The organism is Nonomuraea sp. NPDC050547 (assembly GCF_044457345.1).
In the GTDB taxonomy this organism is placed as follows: Bacteria; Actinomycetota; Actinomycetes; order Streptosporangiales; family Streptosporangiaceae; genus Nonomuraea.
On the sequence record NZ_JBITGW010000025.1, the window covers coordinates 191,595 to 211,183 of the forward strand.

Consider the following 19,589-nt stretch of genomic DNA (forward strand, 5'->3'; position numbering starts at 1 on the left):
GCGTAGCGGCGCGAATGCCGCGGCGACACCGCCTGCGACAGTCGAGATGGAGTGGCGGACCCGACCTGCGTATTGGTTGTATTGAGCACATCGATAATCGCGAACAAGTGGGAGCTCATGGTCCCTCCCGAGGAAGCCCAGCGCGTGCTGGTCACCGTCGCGCGAATAGCCGAAGAGCAGGGAAACGCCCTGGAGCGGACATTTCACCTCTTCGGTGACGGGGCTTTGCTGGGGCCCGGTGCGGCGCGAATGTTCCAAGGATTGACCGAGCGGTACACGATTGTCCGGCAGGCACTTCTCCGGGCCTTCGACGCCGTCGAGCGAATCGCGACGGCCGAGGGAAAGCCGGCCGGAGTCGAGCCTCCGCGTTTTCGCCCGGCTCCGACGGCTCTTCCACCGTCTCCCGGCGGGTACGTGGGTGGCTCGCCCGAACTCATGCAGGCACTCGACGCTGAATTCGGGCGCGTGGGGAGAAACTGGCAGGACGCCGGACGCGAGCTCTCCTTGGCGCTGTCCAGACTGAGCCTGGCCACGGCGGCGGGTCAGGCGGTCGCGATGGCCGGTGGCCGGCTCCTCGAGCAGCGCGACGACCTTCGGCGACGCCGTGCCAAACTCCTGGAGACCCCGGCGGAGACCCCCGCACCCACCCTTGGCCTGGTCCCCCTTCTCCTCGGCGCGCGGAGCCGGGGCGGCTCTCCGGTGGTGGACCTCGCGGAGCAGGCGACCTCGCTCCTCAACAAGGGGATCGCATGGTACGGAGACTTCTGGGCGGCCAATGTCGGCCGGCTGAGCGTGAAGCTCGGGCGGCCGGAGGTCGGCGACGTGGCCCAGCGGTACGTCGACAAGATCGCGGAGCCGTTCGTCCAGGGAGCGAACGAGGGAGGCTGGGCGCTGATCAAGGGCGCGTGGAACTGGTCGCAGCTCGGCCTGATCACTGATCCGTTCGGGTATCTGGACCGCATGCGCGGGGCGGGAGAAACGGCCGCGTTCGCCAGGCGGCAACCTGTCGAGTTCGCCAAGGCACTCGTCGATCTGGAAACTCTGCAGAAGGATCCCAGCCGCTGGTTCGGCCGGCTTCTGCCCGACATCATGCTCAGCGTCGCCACCGTGGGTGCGGGCACTGCGAACCGTTTAAACAGAGGGCTCGGCAACGGCGGCCGCCGCGGGACCTCATCCGGGCCGCCGGTGAAGTCACCATTCCAGGATCCGGCCATCACCCGTCACGCCGGTAACGCGAAGCAAAAGGAGTTCGACGCGAATTTCGCCGACCTCAAGGACGTGAATCCGCAGTTCTCCACGCGGGCCTGGGAATACAGCAACAATTGCCAGAGCTGTGTCGTGGTCGTGGATCGTGTTCTCGGGGGTTCTTCGCCGATCTCCGCGGTTCCGTACCATCCCGCACACCCGTTCAAATGGCCTGGCGGTGTGACCGACAGCGTCGGGGGTGGGCGGGCGTTCCGCCTGGTCAAGGATTATGACGAGATCGTGGCGGAGCTGCTGCGGTCCGGAGACGGCGCCCGCGGAATCGTCCACGGCATACGCGTCGATCCACGGACAGGACTCCCTCGCGCGGGTCACGTCTTCAACGTGGTGAACCGTAGTGGAAAGATATACTTCGTCGACGGTCAGTCCGGAACGTGGGCGACGCCTGAGACGTATTCCCGCATCGAATTTCTGCGCACGAACTAGCCGGGAGGAAAAAGCGTTGGACATCGAGCGGGCCAAAGCGCTGGCCGAGCAATGTCTCGCACGCTTCTCAACCGCCGAGGAGCCGTTGGCCTTTTATGGCGACGAAACCATAGACGACCTCGGCTGGTGCTTCGTCTTCCCGTGGAACACGGCACGGTTCGTCGAGACGCGCGACTTCGCGCACGTGCGCGGTCCGGGGTACGGTCCGATCGTCGTGGTCAAGGGCAGTGGTGACACCTGGATGATGAACGGCCTGCCCGAAGATCAACAGCTGGCCGCCTACGCCGCGGAGCACGGCCTGTCCCCGTGACGGGCTCGGCTCTCATGGAGTTCTTAGGCGGGCTTTATAGCGCTTTTCGCTCATATTGCTGACGATGGGGCGATGGAGCGCGTGCCGCAGGACGCCGGTGCGGCCGAGGCTCGGGGAGCCGCGGCCGGGCGGGTTCGGCGGTTTGTCGTCGGAGGCGGTGCTCTTCTCGTCGTGGCGGTGCTGGCGTACTGGATCGGGAGCCAAGGAGGACGCGGTGGTGAGGCCGCGCCCAGGCCAAATGCGACGCCGACGCCCAGTGCGACGCTGACGACGCCCGAGGTGTTCAAGCGGGTCGGGCCGTCCGTGGTGGTGATTCAGGCCGGCAAGGCGTTCGGGACCGGGATGATCGCGGCCGAGGATGGGACGATCCTGACGGCGCACCACGTGGTCAAGGGCGCGAAGGACGTCACCCTGACGTTCGCGGACGGGACCAAGGCGAAGGCCGTCGTCGCGTCGTCGAATCCCAAACGGGACATAGCGACGCTCAAGCCGGAAAAGCTGCCGGAGATCGTCGTCCCGGCCACACTCGGCGGCGTCGTCGCGGTGGGCGCGCCGGTCGTGGCGATCGGCAACCCGCTCGGGCTGACCTACAGCGTCTCCACCGGGGTCGTGTCGGGTCTTGACCGTACCTCCAATGAGGGTGATCTGAGGGGGCTCATCCAGTTCGACGCCTCGGTCAATCCGGGCAGTTCGGGCGGGCCGCTCCTGGATGCCCGCGGGCTGGTCATCGGGGTCGTGGTGTCGATCGCCGATCCGGGCGGCGACGAGGCGTTCGCCGGGATCGCGTTCGCGGTGCCGATCGGCGTGGCGCTGGGCGGCGACGAAGGCGACGGCCCGCCGGGCGGGCCCCAGATCTGAAGGAAGGCCATGACCCATCCGCTGGAACAGGTGTTGTTCGAGGTCAAACGTACGATCGTCGGGCAGGACGTCCTGCTGGAGCGTATGGCCGTGGCGCTGATCGCCGACGGTCATCTGCTGGTGGAGGGCGTGCCGGGCCTGGCCAAGACGCTCGCGGTGAAGTCGCTGGCCGCCGCGATCGCCGGGAGTTTCCAGCGCGTTCAGTTCACGCCGGACCTGGTGCCCGCCGACCTCGTGGGTACGCGGGTCTACCACCAGCACTCCGGCGAGTTCCGCACCGAACTCGGCCCGGTCTTCGCCAACCTGCTGCTGGCCGACGAGATCAACCGCGCCCCCGCCAAGGTGCAGAGCGCCCTGCTGGAGGTGATGCAGGAGCACCAGGTGACGATCGGCCGTGAGACGTTCCGGGTGCCGGAGCCGTTCCTGGTGATGGCGACGGAGAACCCGATCGAGTCCGAGGGCACCTACCCGCTGCCCGAAGCGCAGGTCGACCGCTTCATGATGAAGGTGGTCGTCGACTATCCGACGCAGCCGGAAGAGCAGGCGATCGTCGCACGGGCGCTGCGCCCGCCCGAGCCGCCGCAGCCGACGCTGACGGCCGAGGACCTGATCGCGATGCGGGCCCGTGCCCAGCAGGTGTACGTCGATCCGGCCATCGTCGACTACGCGGTACGGCTCGTCGCCGTCACGCGTTCCCCCGCGACCGCCGGACTGGGCGAGCTGGAGCGGTACGTCACCTACGGCGCCAGCCCGCGGGCGTCCATCGCGCTCGTCACCGGCGCGCGGGCGCTGGCGTTCCTGCGCGGCCGCGACTACGCCCTGCCGCACGATCTGTCCGAGCTGGCCCTCGACGTGTTACGGCACCGCCTCGTCCTGTCCTACGAGGCCCACGCGGACGACGTCGACCCGGACACGATCATCACCAGGGTGCTCGGCGCCGTCCGCGCACCCGACGTCGTCCTCCAGAACCGCTGAACCCCATGGCCACCGCCCCCGAAAGGCTCCTGCTCCGCCTGGAGTGGAAGGTCGTCCGCAGGCTGGACGGCCGGCTCCAAGGCGCCCATCGCACCGCGCATCGCGGTTCCGGGATAGATTTCACCGGTTTGCGCGCGTACACCGACGGCGACGACGCTCGCCACATCGACTGGAACGTGACCGCCCGGCTGGACGAGCCGCACCTGCGGGTGTTCACCGAGGACCGCGAGCTGACGGTGTGGCTGGTGCTCGACCGGTCGGCCTCGATGACGGCCGGGCGGCCGGGGCGCGGCAAGCACGACGTGCTCGCCGAGCTGGCGCTCGTCCTCGCCCGGCTGTTCGGCAGGGGCGGCAACCGTGTCGGCGCGCTGCTGTTCGACGCGGGGGTGCTGCGCGTGGTGCCGCCCGGCACCTCACGCCGGCACACGTTGCGGATCGGCGCCGAGCTGGTACGCACCGGCGAGGCACGCGGCGCCACCACCACCGACCTGGCCGAGATGCTCGATGCCGCCGGCCGGCTGGCGCGCCGCCGCGCCCTTGTCGTCGTGCTGTCGGACTTCATCGGCGACGGCGACTGGGAACGCTCACTCCAGCGCCTGGCCAGGCGGCACGAGGTGGTCGCCCTGCGGATCACCGACACCGCCGACGACGTCCTTCCCGAAGCCGGGCTGATCGTGGTCGAGGACGCCGAGACCGGCGAGCAACTCGTCGTCGACTCCGCCGACCCGCTGCTCCAGGTTCGGTTCCGCGCCGCCGTCGACGCCCGCGACGCCCGGCTCGCGGCGGGCATGCGGCGGGCCGGCGTACCCGTCCACCGCGTCGACACCGACCGCGACCTGGTCGAAGCGCTGGTCGAGGTCGTCGCCCGGACCCGGGACCGGTCGCCATGACCCTTTCCTCCCCGCTGCTGCTGATCATCGGGCTGCTCGTCATGGCGGGGCTCGCCTGGGCGGCCGTCGTCACGGCCCGGCGCCGGGCGGCGTTGCTCGCGCGGGCCGGGGTCGCCGTGCCGGCGGGCCGCCGGCCGTACCTCGGAGTGGGTCTGACCATCGCCGGCGTCGGGGTGCTCGCGATCGCCACCGCGGGACCGGCGGCGATGGTGCCGGTGCCGCGGACGGCGGGCACCGTCATCCTCGCCATCGACGTCTCCAACAGCATGGGCGCCGACGACGTCGCGCCCACGAGGCTGGCCGCGGCGCAACGGGCGGCCCGCGCGTTCGTGGCGGCGCAGCCCGAAAACGTCGACATCGGCGTTGTCGCGTTCGAGAGGGGCGCGCTCACCACCGCCCGGCCCGACGCCGACCACTCCGTCGCGCTCAAGGCCATCGACCGCCTGAAGATCACCGGCGGCACCTCGCTGGGGACGGCCATCACCGCCTCACTCTCGGCGATCACCGGCAAGCAGGTGACCATCGGCCGCGACATCGGCTACTGGCCGTCCGCGACGATCGTCATGTTCTCCGACGGCCAGAATCTGGGCGCCGACGTCGAACCCGCCGCAATCCTCGCCCAGCGCGCGAACGTCCACATCCACACCGTCGGCGTCGGCACCACCGCCGGGACCACGGTCAAGGTCGACGGCTACCACCTGCAGACCTCGCTCGAACAGGACACGCTCACCTTGATCGCGCAGACCACCGGCGGCGCCTACCACCCCGCCTCCGACACCGCGCGCCTCGACGGCATCGCCGACACGATCGACCTGCGACTCACCGTCTCCGACGAGCCGCTGCCCCTGGCCGGCGCGCTGATCGGCCTCGCCCTGGTGCTCCTCACCGCCGGCGCCGCGCTCACCGTGCTCCGGTCGGGACGGGTGATCTGAATGACGTTCTCCTGGCCGTGGGCGCTGCTGTCCGTTCTGGCCATCCCGCTGATCTTCGCCATCCGCGAGTGGGCCCGGCGGCGCCGCCGGCGCGCCGCCGTGCGTGTCACCTCTCTTGCCCTGGTACGCACCGCGTTGCCGAGCCGTACCCGATGGACACGGAAAATCCCCCCGGCGCTCCTCATATCCGGACTCGCGCTCCTGGCAGTCGGAGCCGCGCGGCCACAGGCGTCGGTGCCGGTGCCGTCCACCTCGGCGACGATCCTGCTCGCGCTCGACACCTCCGGCTCCATGTGCTCCACGGACGTCGACCCCAACCGCATCACCGCCGCCAGGAAGGCCGCGGCACAGTTCATCGAGTCGCAGCGGGGCGGCCCGCGCATCGGCCTGGTCACCTTCGCCGGAAACGCCGGCCTGCTCGTACCTCCCACGGACGACACCGACGCGCTGATCAAGGCCCTGGACGGCCTGTCCGTGGCCCGCGGCACCGCGATCGGGCAGGCCATGCTCGCATCGATCGACGCGATCGCCGAGGTGGACCCGTCGGTCGCCCCCACCGGGGCGGACATCGGCGCGGACTCCGGGCCTGGTTTCGCCGGCGCCGCGATCGTCGTGCTCACCGACGGGGCCAACACCCAGGGCGTCGACCCGCAGATCGCCGCGCAGGAGGCGGCGCTACGCCGCGTCCGCGTCTTCACCATCGGCTTCGGCACCACGAACCCGGCGCCGATGGTCTGTGACAACTCCCAGTTCGACGGGCGCGGGTTCGGCTGGGGCGGCGGCCGTGGCGGCTTCGACCGCGGCCGCAACCCCCGCACCATCGACGAGCCCGCACTCAAGCAGATCGCCCAGACCACCGGCGGCTCCTACCACCGCGCCGAGAACGCCGGCCAACTCCAAACCGCCCTCGACACGCTGCCCGGCAGCTTCACCGTCATCCGGCAACGCATCGACACCGCTGCCTACTTCGCCGCAGGCGGCGCTGTCCTCATTACCTTGGCCCTGTCCCTCTCGCTCTGGTGGAACCGCCCCCTACGCCCCGTATAGACGGGCGATGTCCTCCGATTCGGGCCAGCCACTGTAGGCGGGCGACTTCGGCCAGCCGTCGGGCGAGTCCTGCCACTCCTCCTGCCGCCCATAGGGCAGCAGATCGATCAGCGGGAAGCTGTGGCTGATCTGCTCGGTACCCCGGCCGTTGGTGTGCCAGGTCCGGTACACGGTGTCGCCGTCGCGCAGGAACACGTTGACCGCGAACCCTTCACCCGGCCCCGCGCCCACGTCGGCGCCGAACGGGCTGTTCGCCGTGGAGTACCAGTCCATCTTGTTCCCCACACGCCGTTTGTAGGCGAGTGCTTCGTCGATCGGACCCTGGGTGACGATGACGAACCGGGCGTCGTAGTTCTCCAGGAAGTGCAGGCGGGTGTACTGCGAGGTGAGCCCCGTACATCCCGAACACTGCCACTCCTCGCCCTCGAACCACATGTGGTTGTAGACGATCAGCTGCGTCCTGCCCTCGAAGATGTCCGCCAGCCGGATCTCCCCTTCCTCGCCCTCCAGGGTGTAGTCCGGCATCCTCACCATGGGCAGGCGGCGGCGCTGAGCGGCGATGGCATCGAGTTCCCTCGTGGCGGCCTTTTCCCGGGTACGCAGCTCGTCTAGCTGGTGGCGCCAGGTATCGGCGTCGACGACGGGCGGAAGCGCGTTGGTGCTCATGAGTTCCCCCTTGATCATGTTCGCTACCTGTTGTGTACGAAATAGACCCGACCCAGCAGCCGAACTCATCGGTGACTTGGGGAAAGCATGGAACGAGGGCAGCAAACGCCGCGCTGCTGGTCGCGGTTGCGCTATGCATCCACTTCAGTGGCGATGTCGCTGACGGCGGGTTCACCTGATGCGCCCGTTGTGTTTGACTCCTGGTGTGTAGCCACGCCTTCAGGGAGGGGTCACTGGGGAGTTCGTCGGCATCGATCCCCTCGGTGCGGCAAACCTGATCCGTCAGATGGAAGGCGGGAAGGACATCCTCGGCCGGGCGCGCCTGGGGCTTGAAGCGGCGATCGCGGAGGCGGGTGAGGACTGGACCGGCCGCGGGGGGCATCGCCGCACGTCTGCGATGGAGTGCCCTCAGCTGTGCATCAGGGCAAAGGTCGTAGACAGGAACGGCAAGACGCACCGATTGAGATTAGCTGCCCCAGCAGGATTCGAGCTTGCGACACCCGCCTTAGGAGAGCGGAGGCTTCCCCGCACATTCAGGCACCTTAAGCTGGGCAAACAGTCCATTGAGTGCCTGGGGCATGCATGATCATCCCGCGCATATCCCCACCTGTCAATCGAGACCCACCCGCGATCGCGAGAGCAACCATGTCATCCAGCGGTAAGACGCCGGAGCCAGCTTGAAGTGTTCGTGGCCCGTTTCGACGTGCTTCAGCCCAGCCAGGCTGGCCCGCCGCCATCCCCCTGACCGACACGAACGCGCTGCCGTCGACGACGGCCAAGCCGCCCGCCCTCGACCAACTCCTCGACCGGCTCACCGACACCCCCACCCCAGCCGGCCCAACACCCAGCCAGATCGGCATCCCAGCCACCGCGACCGACCTTCCAATCGTGGAAGTCTGCCAAAGTCCCGGACTGACGACCGACCCGCGAAACCGCCTATGACCTCGACGACTGCGGCAGAGTGGAGTGCATGCCGCTCCTGGGCTCTGAGATTTGTCCGACGGCGTCCCGGCCCTCTGCGCCGCACCTGATGGTCGTCTGTGAGGGCATGAGGGCCGGACGGCGTCGGACAGCCCTGCTCGCTACAGCTGCAGGATCAGGGTTTCGGCGTGCTGAAGTGCTGTCACGCTGGCCTGTGCCGCGTCACGAACCTTGGCGAGGCGCTCCATCCACTCGATCCGCTGGTCCGCCGACAAGGGCTCCTCCTCTAGCTGGATGCGGAGGAGGTGCGCCGTGTCGAAGTCTCCGAGCAGCTCTTCAGCGCCCTGAACGGCGCGTTCGTAGATGCCGGCAGCTACCTCGATTCGGGCAGAAAGCTCGCGCCGGAGGTCGTCGAGCAGAGCCCGGGGGTCCGAAGACGCCCCATCGTTGGTCCGTCGCGTAGTGTCGGAGCCACTGCTGTCCGCCTCGTCGTCGTCCGTGACGTCGATGGGCTCATCCGACGACGCGATGTCAGGCGGGAACGTGTCGTCGAACCACGCCTTGTCCATGACGAGGCCGGTAGGGTTGCCGTCGGTGTCCGGAGCGAGCACCATGCCTGGGACGATCGGGCTCCGCCCCGCGGTTATGTTCTGCTCGCCGTAGCAGATCGGCATCGCGCCGTCAGGTCCCCGAGGAGCGTCGGTCGCGTCCGGATGCGCGATCATCGCTTTAGCGAAGGCGATGAGGAGCTCTCTTGTGGCCCTTGGCGGCTTTCGTGTGAAGGCCGTCTTGAGGGCCGCGACGGCACTTGTCGGGGTGCGGCGGACGCCCTTGCGCTTGTGGCCCGCCTCGCTGCCCTGGCCGGGAGTGATCAATGGCTCAGGTGCGTGGATGAGGTTTGGGACCATCCGGTCGACCAGCATTGACCATGCTGTGGCGTCGCCAGCCTTCGCCTCTAGCAGCAGCTCCTGGATCGACCGGGGATCCTGCTGAAAGCCCTCCTTGACATCAGAGACCCCAAACAGGCCGTTCGCGGAGAGGATGTTGCCGCGGTGCAGGTACAACTGGGCGACGGCGGCGGACCAAAGCTTGGTCCGAGCATCGGCGTCCTTCCTCCGGATCTGGCTCCATGCGGGTTCCTGCAGGGCAGCACGGACGATCGGCCAGTACTCCCCGGTGTCACGCCACTTGCGCCGCCCACTCTGTGCTTTCCCCTCAGGTTCCGGGGGCAGCATCGGGAAGATCAGCGCGGTGGTGGCACGGATGGCGACGTCACGCAGCGCGGCGGCTGTGGGCGTCTCCTCGAGCGGCAACAGGGGAATGAGCGCTTCGAGCGGCCCGTTCGCGGTGAGAGCGGCTTGTACCGCGTTCTCATCGAGGCGGTCGGCGCCCCTGCCGCTGGGAAAGGTATCGCCCAGTGCGGCGAGGAGCTTCTCCTCGGTGGCGTAAGCGTCCACGAGGATCGCCCACAGGGCGATCAGACGTGCGTCCTCCTCGTACGGCTGGACGCCGCGCAGGTGGTCGTCGACGTTTAGCGCACGCAGGACGTGTTCCAGGCCAGCCGGGTTGCTGCAGCCGACCACGACCTCGGCGGGCACGGTCGTGATCTTCGCGGCCCGTTGGGCGGCGTGATCTGGGCTCACCTCGTCTCCGGACCGTGCAGCGTTCAGCGTCTGGGAGATGCGGTTCAGCACCTCCCGCTGGCTGAGCAGCAGGAGCCCGGAGTCTGTGGTCTCGTTCGGCAGCAGCCACTGCGACTGCGGCATGCCGGTCACGAGGTCCTCGGCCCGGACGCCGTAGATGCTGAGACGAGCCAGTGCCCTGTTGTTCGCCGTCACGGCGACCATGCGCCAGAGCCGATCTGTCTCCCCACCTGGCCGTTGGATCTGCCACTGCTGGAGCGCGCACATTCCCCTCGACAGCTGGCCAGATGCGACCAGGGATTCCTCGAGGTCGTAACCGCGGCGCCGGCCGAAGCGGCGGAGCTGCTCCGACCCGTAGCGCTGAAGGTGAACTGCGACGTCCTGCGGCTGCGGCGCAAGCGCGAACGCCGCCGACGCCTGCCCGTCGTGCTCCGCGGGGCGGATGACCGGGCGGGGGCGGCGATTGCCGAGCGACGACAGAACGCGATCCCGCTGGTACTGCGCCTCCGTGAGGACCTTAGCCGCCTCCTTGCGCTGGTCGTCCGCGGCCGCGAGCGCCGCGGCGGCGTGCGGCTCGTCGCTTCCGGCCCGGCGGCGAGCGTCACGCTGCATCTCGGCGTACTTCAGGTCCTTCTCCGCTTGCGTCACGGCGCTTTCCGCCGCGATCAGCTCGGTGACCCGGCGGAAAGCCTCCGCGCTCGGCGGGGTCCACGCACCGACGGTGCGGTCGTTCAAGTCCCAGGGAACGACGCCCGCGCCGTGGACATCGCAGATGAGCAGGAGAACCTTCTCGTCACCTGCCTGCACGACCCGGTAACTGCTCGGAGCGAGCACGCGCTTGCCGCTCCGGGTCTCCACGAGCTTCTTGATCTCTGTGTCGCCCAGGGCTGAGGCAAGCCCCTCGATGACGGCTTCGCGCGGCGGCGCGATCACGCCCTCCTGGGCGCATGTGTTCTCAACGGCATCCGCAAGCCGCTCCGCATAAGCGGTCGTACCGATGTAGGGAAAGATGCCTTCCGGACGCTTCATGGCAGACAACGCATCTGCTGCTTTCTCCGGCAGAGGCCGGGAGAAGCACACCCTCGGCTGTCGAGGGCGTGACACGCACCCGAGAGCCGAAATTCTCGTGCCAGCAGGACTGCGAAATCGGGGGGTGCTCAGCGCCCGATCGCGGTCTGCTCCGTACGATCCGCCTGCCGCTACCCGGGGAGGATCCGCCCCACCGGCACCCTAGTGGTACCTGGGCTTTCTCACAGCCTGCTCCTACTCCGCCGACGGCGGCATGAGGCGGACAACAGTGGAGAACCACCGACGTGTTGGGGCGATATTCGCATGGCGGACGGTCCGGGCGCAGGGGAACGGTAGATTTGTGTCCTTATGTGATGAGATCTTGATGGACTGGCCAGGACCGGAGAGTCGGCCTGCGCGCCACCCCTTCCTCCCGCAGACCTTCCGGGCGGAGGCCTCACACCGAACCGGATCATCTCGATCACCGAGCCGCAGTCGACCGTTATCCGATGACCGATCACGCTTGACAGCCCGGCCTCAGATTCCGCATAAAGGGTGGATAGTCGAACGGCAGTTGGCGTCAGGCGCAGCCGGTGCGGATCACGTACAGGATCGCATCGACGATGTCGCGCCGGAGGTGCTTCTCAGACCGGCCACGTGTGTTCGAGGCGGGTAGCAACGGCTCGATTAGCGCCCATTGGGCGTCGGTAAGGTCGGAGGGGTAGCGACGCTCGCGGGGCACCCAGCAATGATCGAGATCATCGGCATGCCTACGAGACCAATACGCCGACCGTTTTGTCCCAAAGCTCACAAGATCATCCCCCCGAATATCCAGCGTCTGAAGAGTCCTTAGGGTCCTCGCCTGCCTTTTACGGGCTCCGTCGTTTCCCCGCTGGGGCACGGGACGGTCGATTGATCCGCAGGATCGTCTCACCCGAAGTGACCCGGATGGATCTGGCCTGGGCCTGTCCCGAAGGTGCATAGGCCGCCCCTGAGGTGTGAAAATGTGCCGCACCCCTCCATTTTCTAAGGCTGGTCGATAGATGAGTCCTGATGGCCGTGTCTGGACAGCTATGCTCTCGTCCCTCCCGGTACCTTGCGTCCTTGTGCCCTCATGCTGCTGCCTAGGCCAGCACTGATGCGCCCGCTGGAGTTGGGGGGTGCCTGCCGGATTCGACATTCCGGTCTACGCCGTGGACATCGACAAATGGCCGAACAATCCAGGGAAGGGCTCCGGCTGGGATCGCTGGCCCGCGCTACCCGCCGGCCTGGCTACCGCCGCCCAGTTGGCCAACCGAGGCCTGCGCCCGGGCAACGCGCTCCGGCCGGACGCCCTGCAGGTGGGCCCGGCGTTGCTAGACGGGGTGCTGGTGGCGATCGACTGGAGCAGGTTGCGCCGACATCGAGGAAGTGTCGACTGGGACAAGATTCAGGACTGGTGGGAGAACACTGTCGGGTCGCACACGGGTGGCCGCTACAACTTTACCTACCCGTGCGTGTCCGTTTATGCGGAAGCGCACGCACAGCCGCTGACCCAGCCGCCCACAGCCAGTGAGCAGGCCGAGGACTGCCGGGCGGCGGCGGCATGAGCGCATACGGTGCTCGACGACCCTCGCACGCTCATCCTGGAGTCGGCACCATTGGGACCTTCAATGTCGCCGACCCGCTCTGTCGGACGGCAATGTGCGAGATCGCTATCCGCACGGCCGACGGCGACTTGCTGATAGACACACTCGTCAATCCGTTCTGGGACCCCCTTCCCGCCAGGGAACTGACCGCTGTCGGCCTGAATCCCCGCGCGGTGAAGAATGCGCCGACGTTCCGTAACCTCCGTCGGGAGCTCCAGGACCTCTTAGTCGGACGCCGGGTCGTGTCCTTCGGCCGCAGCCGGGTCTACAGCGTGCTCTACTGCGAGCTCGAGTACGACGTTACGGACGTCTGCTTTGAGAGCGGCACCCTGGTGATGGATCACCATGACATTCTCGATCTCTTGGGTCGTTCAACATTCGAGTGTGCACAGCTGGCGTACTCCCGTTACCTCGGCCGGGAGGACGCCGATGGGCACCGCCCCAGGGTGCGCAGGCACCCGTCTCAGGCACCGTTAGCGGCAGAGCGCTCCGAAGCGGTCCTGGAAGTGCTTCGGCGCATGGCGACCCAGGCGCCGGATCGGTACCTGGACCTGTGCCGGCAGGCGGAGGAGGCGGAGCGCTCCGGGCGCAGCGGTCGTCGCGTCGAAACGCAAGGGGAGCGGCGTGTCCGGCTTGCCCTGGCGCGTCAGGCCGTTCTCATTCGCGCGGGCCGGCGGTGCGAGAATCCGTTCTGTCCCGATTCCGGCTACACACACGATGTCACCGACAAAGGGGAACCGCTGCTGCAGGTACACCACATCGACGAGCACGCCCAAGGCGGACGCGACCATCCAGACACGATGATTGCGCTGTGTGCCAACTGCCATGAACGAGTGACCCGGGGACGAAGCCGCAAGCAGCTCAACGAGACCTTCCGCGCTGCGGCACGCGCGGCACATCAGAAGCAGGCGGCCAATTCACTCAGCTGATGTCACCTTGTCAAGCCATAATCGACGGCTGAAGCCGCCACGCTTGGCTCGCTTGTAGCGTGCCGCCTCATGGACGGGGCTTCCCCCTCAAACGTGGACACCGATTTCAGGCGGCAGGCTTCAGGTTATCTGTCGTCTTCTCGTAGTCGATCGGGCTGAGCTGGCCGAGTCGGGAATGCCGTCGGACCGTGTTGTAGCGGGTGATCCAGGCGAACACGGCCAGGCGGGCGGTGCGGGCGTCGGGCCAATGATGCGCGCCCTGCAGCGTCTCGCGCTTCAGACTCGCGTTGAAGGACTCGACCGCCGCGTTGTCGGCGCTGGTGCCGACCGCGCCGCGCTAGTACTACAGTCTTATTTCGTGATGTTTAAGCCAGCGTCGCCAGTAGTGGCTGCTGCGGGCGCGGGCCTGGTGCTGGCGGCGGTGAGTGGACCAGGCGAGGGCAGAGTCGAGGGTGGTGGCGCGGGTCACGTGTGCCAGGAGACGACGGATCTCTGCTGGTGTGAGGCGGGCCAGGCCGTGCGGGCTTTTGGGGCCTGGGCTGCGGTGATGGCGAGGTAGGCGTGGGCGAGCATGGCCAGGGTGATGTGCCGGTGCCAGGCGTCGAATCGCCGGACCTGATACTGGTCGAGACCGACCTCGTTCTTCGCGGACTGGAAACATTCCTCGATCGCCCAGCGGGCGCCGGCCACTCGAATGAGTTCGGCGATCGTGGTGCCGGCGGGGCCATGACACAGGTAGTAGGCGATCTCCAGTTCTCCCTTGGCGTTGGGCGTCAGGGAGCGGCGCGCCAGCAGCCATCGCCGGTAGCCGGGCTCGGTCTCGAAGTGCACCGTGGCCAGAGCCCAGTCATACAGCCGTGGGCCTTTGGCGCCGTTCCCGCACGACAGGCGTTTCCACGCCTCGGCCGGAGCGGCGGCGACCTGGGTGTCGGCGCGAAGGTCTCCCGGCAGACCGCACGCGACGAACTGGTTCTTGGGGACGGCCACGACGTAGCCGATGCGGCGCTGTTCCAGGAACCTGCGGAACTTGCTGTCCAGGCCGTACGCCTCGTCCGCCGTCGCCCATGACACCGGTATTCCCGCCTGCAGGGCGCGGGCCATCATCTGCCGGGCCAGGACCGGTTTGGTGGCGAACTCGACCTCGTCGGGAACACCCGCCTCACGGCAACGCGGCCGGTCCTCGGTCCAGGACTTGGGCAGGTACAACTCGGCATCGATCAACGCCCGGCCCAGCGGGCAGGCATAAGCGAGGAACACCCCGAGCTGGCAGTTCTCCGTGCGGCCTGCGGTCCCGGAGTACTGCCTCTGCACTCCAGCCGACTTGGCACCCTTCTTGATGAACCCGGTCTCGTCCACGATCAGCACCGCATCTCGGTGACCGAGATTCTCCACCACATACTTCCGCAGGTCATCCCGCATCCCACGAACGTCCCAGCGGGCACTGCCCAGCAACCTTTGCATCCGATCCGGCTGTCGATCCCCGGCCGCCTCAGCCAACTGCCAGCCGTTCTTCCGCTCCACCGGAGCCAGCAGCCCCGTCACATAGGCCCGCGCCTGACGGCGCGGCTCGACCCGACCGAACCGCCCCGCCACTCGCCCGAACAGCGCGTCCAACCCCGAAACCCACACCTGCAGATCATCAGCAGTCGTCACAGGAGCACACACTACATCCAAACAATCACAAAGTCTGGTTGTAGTACTAGGGGGTGTCTGACAATTCGGCGTGCCGGAGCCAGAGCATGAGGGGGGCGATGGTGACGCCCGCCAGATAGCGGCTGGCCAGCTTGTCGAATCGGGTGGCGATGCCACGCCATTGCTTGAGCTTGCCGATGCAGCGTTCGACCAGGTTGCGCTGTTTGTAGGTGAGAGCGTCGAAGGCGTGCGGGCGGCCGCCGCGGCTGCCCCTGCGCTTGCGGTTGGCGAGTTGGTCACGTCGTTCGGGGATGACCGCCTTGATCCCGCGTCGGCGCAGGTTGAGCCGGATCTTGTGGGTCGAATAGCCCTTGTCGCCGAGCAGCGTGTCCGGTCGGGTGCGCGGGCGGCCGCCGGCTGGGCGGCGTAGCCGGAGCTTGGCCGGCACGGCCTCAAAGGCGGTGCAGTCGACAATGTTGCCGCCGGTGAGATGCAGGACCAGTGGCAGCCCTCGGGCCTCGACGAGCAGATGCAGTTTGGTGGTCAGTCCGCCGCGGGATCGTCCGAGCGCCTGCCGGTTTTGCGATTGCTTCGCATCGATCGTCCCGCCGTCGTCCCCCTTTTACGGGCCCCGGCGGCATGCTGATGGGCGCGGGCGACGGTGGAGTCGATGCTCACGGTGAACTCAACCTGACCAACTGCGTCGTCCTTGACCTGCATCTCCTCCAGCAGCCGCGCCCAGGTGCCGTCTTCCTCCCAGCGCTTGAACCGCTCGTAGCAGGTCTGCCAGGGCCCGTACCGCTCGGGAACATCCCGCCACGGCGCGCCGGTCCGCAACCGCCACAAGATGCCGTTGATCACCTCCCGATGATCACGCCAGGGACGTCCACGCCCATCGACCACCGGCAGCAACGGCTCGATCCGTGCCCACGCCCTATCGGTCAGCTCACCACGTCGCACCACGATCGACCATTGAAGCGCGAACATTGATCATTTGTCAGACACTCCCTAGCGGGTGACGCCGAGCCGGCGGCAGGCCCGCGCGAACTCCCGCGAGCAGTACTGCGCCCCGTTGTCGCTGTGAAAGGTCGCGCCGTCCAGGCGGCCGTCCCGGGTCTGCGCCGCGACCTGTAGCGCGTCCACGACGAGCTCGGTGCGCATGTGATCGGCGATCGACCAGCCCACCAACCGGCGCGAGCACAGGTCCACCACGGTGGCCAGGTAGAGGCACCGGCCGCCGCCGACGGGCAGATAGGTGATGTCGCCGACGTAGCGGGTGTTCGGCCGCTCGGCGGTGAAGTCACGCCGGAGCAGGTCCGGCACCGGCGCCGCGTCCGGCTCCGGGATGGTGGTGCGGACCTTTTGCGCAGGTGCAGCCCGGCGATGCCGTGCTCGCGCATCACCCGTTCCACCCGCTTGTGGTTGACCTTCATCCCGGCCGCACGCAGCTCGGCCGTCAACCGGGGCGAGCCGTAGGTGCCGTCATGCTCGGCATGGATCCGCCGCATCTGCTCGGCCAATTGCTCATCGGCCTGGCGGCGGGCCAGCCGCGCCGCGGTGCCCTTCAACCACCGGTAGAAGCCCGAGCGTGACACCTGCAGTACCCGGCACAACCGCTTGACCCCGTAGAGCGCCTTGTGATCCTCGACAAACCGGAAGCGGTTCACCAGTTCGTCTCGTTCGCGAAAAGCTTGGCCGCCTTGCGCAGAATGTCCCGCTCTTGCTCCAGCTCCCGGATCCGCGCCTTGAGCTGCTTGTTCTCCTCTTCCAGCACGTCGTCCGAGGGTACGTGCCCGGACGACGCCGGCCGACCGGCAGCGGTGCCACCGATTCCGCCTTGAGCGCCCTCACCCCGAGCCTGCGCGGCTCGTACCCATACTCGCAACGTCTCACGGCTGACCCCCAGATCCCGCGCGATCGACGTGATCGTCCGATCCGGCCTCGACAACACCAGCGCCACCGCGTCGGCCTTGAACTCGGGCGGGTAGTTCTTCATCACCATCAGGGACATCTCTTCCCCTGGACCTCAAGATCCAGTCTCCAAGGTGTCCACGTTCAAGGGGGAACCTCCGACCTGCTCGTCGGAGAATCCAAGCGTTCCGACGAGGGCTGCCAGCATCTCGTAGATGTCAGCCAGTTCCCCGGCGAGCGAGGCTTTATGCTGACGCGTCATCGGTTTAGAAGGTGTGCCTTTGGTTGCAACGTCTGCGTAGATCATCGCCTTTAGTGTCGTTCTTTATCTGGATGTTCTGATTTCCGGGTCAATAGCTCTTGGGATTAGCTGAATGTGGCGTTACGTGGGTAGATCGCCTCGATAAGTGTGGCCACGATGCCACGCAAAATATTTCTCTCGGGCCTTGTTCCACCAAGTGGTGGTACGGCCCTTAAGGTGGTGATCCACATGGTCGCTGATACTGGGCCCATTGAGCGCAGCGCTGCTGATCCTGATCTCTCCGCCTGGAGCAACAGTCACATATCCGTGTTCATAGAGCGCGTCGCAACCGAGGATGCAGTTGAGCATCGCCACGTTACCAAGGTCTCGCCGCTCCTGTTCCGAACATGCCGCGCGCTTCTTGATGTGGGCAGCCACCAATAGCCGGCGTTCGAACGTTCGTCCGCAGAGTGCGCATTCCCCGGTGGTCCCGGGTAATAGGATGCGTTTGAGCTTTGCCTGCTCACGGCGGCTGGCCCGAGACACGTCCCGCTCAAGGTCCCCGCTGAAAGGGATGCTTTCTGATACAAGGTCGGGATCCGCGGCTCTGGAAGTTGTTGGCACATCTCCGATATCCACGTGAGCAAGGTCGATGAGATTTTCCGCGTCCTCCCCCTCTGCGACATAGGGATTCTGTACAAAGAAGTTAGATCCAAGAGCAGCCACGCACTCTCGTACCTCTTCGATGGAAATATCACAGCCCCTGAGGTCATCGAGAGCGTACATATACTCCCAGGTCTGCCCGTCCTCATCGGCACCCCATAGCTGGCGGGCGAGCGCAGAATTTTGAAAGGTGTGCGTGACTAATCCGCCTAGGTATAGCCGCTTCTGGCCGTAGAAGAACACGTAGTCACCAGGTCGCAGCTTGTTGTACTTGGCGACGTTCACGTTCTTCTTGCCCGGCGTCATACCCCACATGGGCGCTGTAGCGGACGGATAGACCGTGAGCAGCACGTCCAGATCCGAGCCAAGGATGTGGCTATGGAGGTTCAGGTCCACAGGTCGCTGGATGGTGTCCTCGTAGTGGCGGCGTACGGAAGGGTTAGCCAATCGGGCCGGCTGCATCATGACTCGCATGTATCCTGCTTTTCCGGTACAAAAAGGACATGATAGGGTAGGCTGCACAAGGCGCCCAAATCTGGATAACCATATGAAAGCGTATAAACTATCTTTATGGGTGCACGTCTCTCTGGCAAGTCGCGATCAAGGCCGGCCGCTACAGGCTCAGGTGGTCGCTCCACTAGCCGCGCAAGTGCTCACTGCCGCTCGTTCGCCCTGCACCCGCGCTGACATGTGCTGTTCGGTGCATAGTCGGGTACCCACGACAACTGCCTGCAATGATGCAAGGGTTGATGACGAGTGCTCTGCACCTGTGCCTCCACCCTGAGCAGTGGAGACCAACAGCAGGCCGTAACTTGACGCCACATGTCAGGTCGTCGGGATGTGGGCTGGGCGTGAAGACTCGTCGCTCTATGTAGGCGTGTGATGGCGTTCGCACAGGCGAGTCGCGGCTCGGGCCTGTCGCCGCTTTTTCGCCTCTGCACTCCGAACTAGCGGGTCGTCGCCGCAGATGGCGAGCTAGGGGAACCACCCGACGAGATTTCCGACCCACCCGTTGCCGCTACCGTCTACAAGAAGACCATCGCGAAAATGCGCTCCGCTCGAGCTGGAGGTCAACCGCAGAGTCGATCTCGCGATTCTCGTAGCAACCGCGTTCAGTCGTCTTGGAGACGTTCGAAGCGAAGGACGACAGACCGCGGCGCACAGGCAACTTCGTGGCGTCTAACCAGCCGGTGCCTATCTTGTTGTAGAGCATTGTCAACGGTTCGCGGAAGGGGAGATTCACACCCTCTTCAGCCCGAGTCGAGGTCGTACAGCTTCCATGCCGGGTAGCGTATTGCTGTGCCTTGGCACTCACTGTCGTCCATAAGGTTCCTGCGGTGCAGCATGATCCGCATGTGTCGTGCTGCGTCGCTGCCGTCAACCGGGCCTGGGTCGAACAACACCGCAGTTGGAGCTCCTTCGCCGTTTCGCAGAATCGCATCGGCCGGATGACCGTTGATGCTTTCCCCGAGCGTGACACTGGTGCGTGGCTGTTTGGACAACTGTTGGTAGAGGCGTTTCAACAGCTCGTCCGTATCGCCTTCGCGGCGACTACAGAGGATGAAAGCCTGAGGTGACACGGCGTGGTTGCGTGTTCATCGGCTGGTTCGGGAGTATGCCGGTGGGATGCGTTATCCGGATGGTGG

15 protein-coding genes and 4 pseudogenes are annotated in these 19,589 nt (G+C 66.6%); 9 read left to right on the plus strand and 10 right to left on the minus strand.

The window, feature by feature from the left end:
- Positions 1-144 precede the first annotated feature (144 nt).
- From ACIBHY_RS47265 to ACIBHY_RS47295, 7 genes are all read left to right on the plus strand, one after another.
- A complete protein-coding gene (locus tag ACIBHY_RS47265) occupies positions 145-1,689 on the plus strand; it encodes a toxin glutamine deamidase domain-containing protein (protein WP_397310194.1) in 1,545 nt (514 codons plus the stop codon).
- 16 nt (positions 1,690-1,705) lie between these two features.
- Positions 1,706-1,999: a YrhB domain-containing protein gene (locus tag ACIBHY_RS47270; RefSeq protein WP_397310195.1), complete on the plus strand. Its 294-nt coding sequence runs from the start codon at positions 1,706-1,708 to the stop codon at positions 1,997-1,999.
- Positions 2,000-2,071: 72 nt separating this feature from the next.
- Positions 2,072-2,857: a S1C family serine protease gene (locus ACIBHY_RS47275; RefSeq protein WP_397310196.1), complete on the plus strand. Its 786-nt coding sequence runs from the start codon at positions 2,072-2,074 to the stop codon at positions 2,855-2,857.
- Positions 2,858-2,866: 9 nt separating this feature from the next.
- Positions 2,867-3,832 (plus strand): AAA family ATPase, encoded by a 966-nt coding sequence (locus ACIBHY_RS47280; protein WP_397310197.1) that lies wholly within the window; start codon positions 2,867-2,869, stop codon positions 3,830-3,832.
- 5 nt (positions 3,833-3,837) lie between these two features.
- On the plus strand, positions 3,838-4,722 hold the full coding sequence (locus ACIBHY_RS47285) for a DUF58 domain-containing protein (protein ID WP_397310198.1): 885 nt from the start codon (positions 3,838-3,840) through the stop codon (positions 4,720-4,722).
- Positions 4,719-5,654, plus strand: a complete 936-nt coding sequence (locus tag ACIBHY_RS47290) for a VWA domain-containing protein (protein ID WP_397310199.1) — start codon at positions 4,719-4,721, stop codon at positions 5,652-5,654. The genes ACIBHY_RS47285 and ACIBHY_RS47290 overlap by 4 nt, the downstream gene beginning before the upstream one ends.
- The gene (locus ACIBHY_RS47295) at positions 5,655-6,701 is read left to right on the plus strand and encodes a VWA domain-containing protein (protein WP_397310200.1); all 1,047 of its coding nucleotides are present in this window, start codon (positions 5,655-5,657) and stop codon (positions 6,699-6,701) included.
- Here the strand turns inward: ACIBHY_RS47295 and ACIBHY_RS47300 are convergent.
- From ACIBHY_RS47300 to ACIBHY_RS47310, 3 genes and pseudogenes are all read right to left on the minus strand, one after another.
- Positions 6,687-7,367: a DUF899 domain-containing protein gene (locus tag ACIBHY_RS47300; protein WP_397310201.1), complete on the minus strand. Its 681-nt coding sequence runs from the start codon at positions 7,365-7,367 to the stop codon at positions 6,687-6,689. The genes ACIBHY_RS47295 and ACIBHY_RS47300 overlap by 15 nt on opposite strands.
- A 1,082-nt stretch (positions 7,368-8,449) precedes the next feature.
- Positions 8,450-10,960 carry a hypothetical protein gene (locus ACIBHY_RS47305; protein ID WP_397310203.1) on the minus strand — a complete coding sequence of 837 codons (2,511 nt, stop codon included), beginning with the start codon at positions 10,958-10,960 and terminating at the stop codon, positions 8,450-8,452.
- A gap of 562 nt (positions 10,961-11,522) precedes the next feature.
- A pseudogene (locus tag ACIBHY_RS47310) lies at positions 11,523-11,681 on the minus strand (transposase); the annotation flags it as partial.
- Positions 11,682-12,099: 418 nt separating this feature from the next.
- On the opposite strand from ACIBHY_RS47310, the gene ACIBHY_RS47315 reads away from it, so the two are divergent.
- Both ACIBHY_RS47315 and ACIBHY_RS47320 read left to right on the plus strand, forming a co-directional pair.
- Positions 12,100-12,528 carry a hypothetical protein gene (locus ACIBHY_RS47315; protein ID WP_397310204.1) on the plus strand — a complete coding sequence of 143 codons (429 nt, stop codon included), beginning with the start codon at positions 12,100-12,102 and terminating at the stop codon, positions 12,526-12,528.
- A gap of 92 nt (positions 12,529-12,620) precedes the next feature.
- Positions 12,621-13,496, plus strand: a complete 876-nt coding sequence (locus ACIBHY_RS47320; RefSeq protein WP_397310205.1) for an HNH endonuclease — start codon at positions 12,621-12,623, stop codon at positions 13,494-13,496.
- A gap of 106 nt (positions 13,497-13,602) precedes the next feature.
- On the opposite strand, the pseudogene ACIBHY_RS47325 reads toward ACIBHY_RS47320, so the two are convergent.
- The 7 genes and pseudogenes from ACIBHY_RS47325 to ACIBHY_RS47355 form a co-directional block, all read right to left on the minus strand.
- Positions 13,603-13,833, minus strand: a pseudogene (locus tag ACIBHY_RS47325) (integrase core domain-containing protein); the annotation flags it as partial.
- A 128-nt stretch (positions 13,834-13,961) separates the two neighbouring features.
- Positions 13,962-15,131: an IS701 family transposase gene (locus tag ACIBHY_RS47330; RefSeq protein ID WP_397310212.1), complete on the minus strand. Its 1,170-nt coding sequence runs from the start codon at positions 15,129-15,131 to the stop codon at positions 13,962-13,964.
- Positions 15,132-15,195: 64 nt separating this feature from the next.
- Positions 15,196-16,088, minus strand: a pseudogene (locus ACIBHY_RS47335) (IS5 family transposase).
- Positions 16,089-16,139: 51 nt separating this feature from the next.
- A pseudogene (locus tag ACIBHY_RS47340) lies at positions 16,140-17,130 on the minus strand (IS3 family transposase); the annotation flags it as partial.
- Positions 17,131-17,154: 24 nt separating this feature from the next.
- The gene (locus ACIBHY_RS47345; RefSeq protein ID WP_397310206.1) at positions 17,155-17,346 is read right to left on the minus strand and encodes a hypothetical protein; all 192 of its coding nucleotides are present in this window, start codon (positions 17,344-17,346) and stop codon (positions 17,155-17,157) included.
- A gap of 75 nt (positions 17,347-17,421) precedes the next feature.
- Positions 17,422-18,417, minus strand: coding sequence for a hypothetical protein (locus ACIBHY_RS47350; protein WP_397310207.1), 996 nt, complete (start codon positions 18,415-18,417; stop codon positions 17,422-17,424).
- Between the two features lie 776 nt (positions 18,418-19,193).
- On the minus strand, positions 19,194-19,466 hold the full coding sequence (locus tag ACIBHY_RS47355) for a hypothetical protein (RefSeq protein ID WP_397310208.1): 273 nt from the start codon (positions 19,464-19,466) through the stop codon (positions 19,194-19,196).
- Positions 19,467-19,589 lie beyond the last annotated feature (123 nt).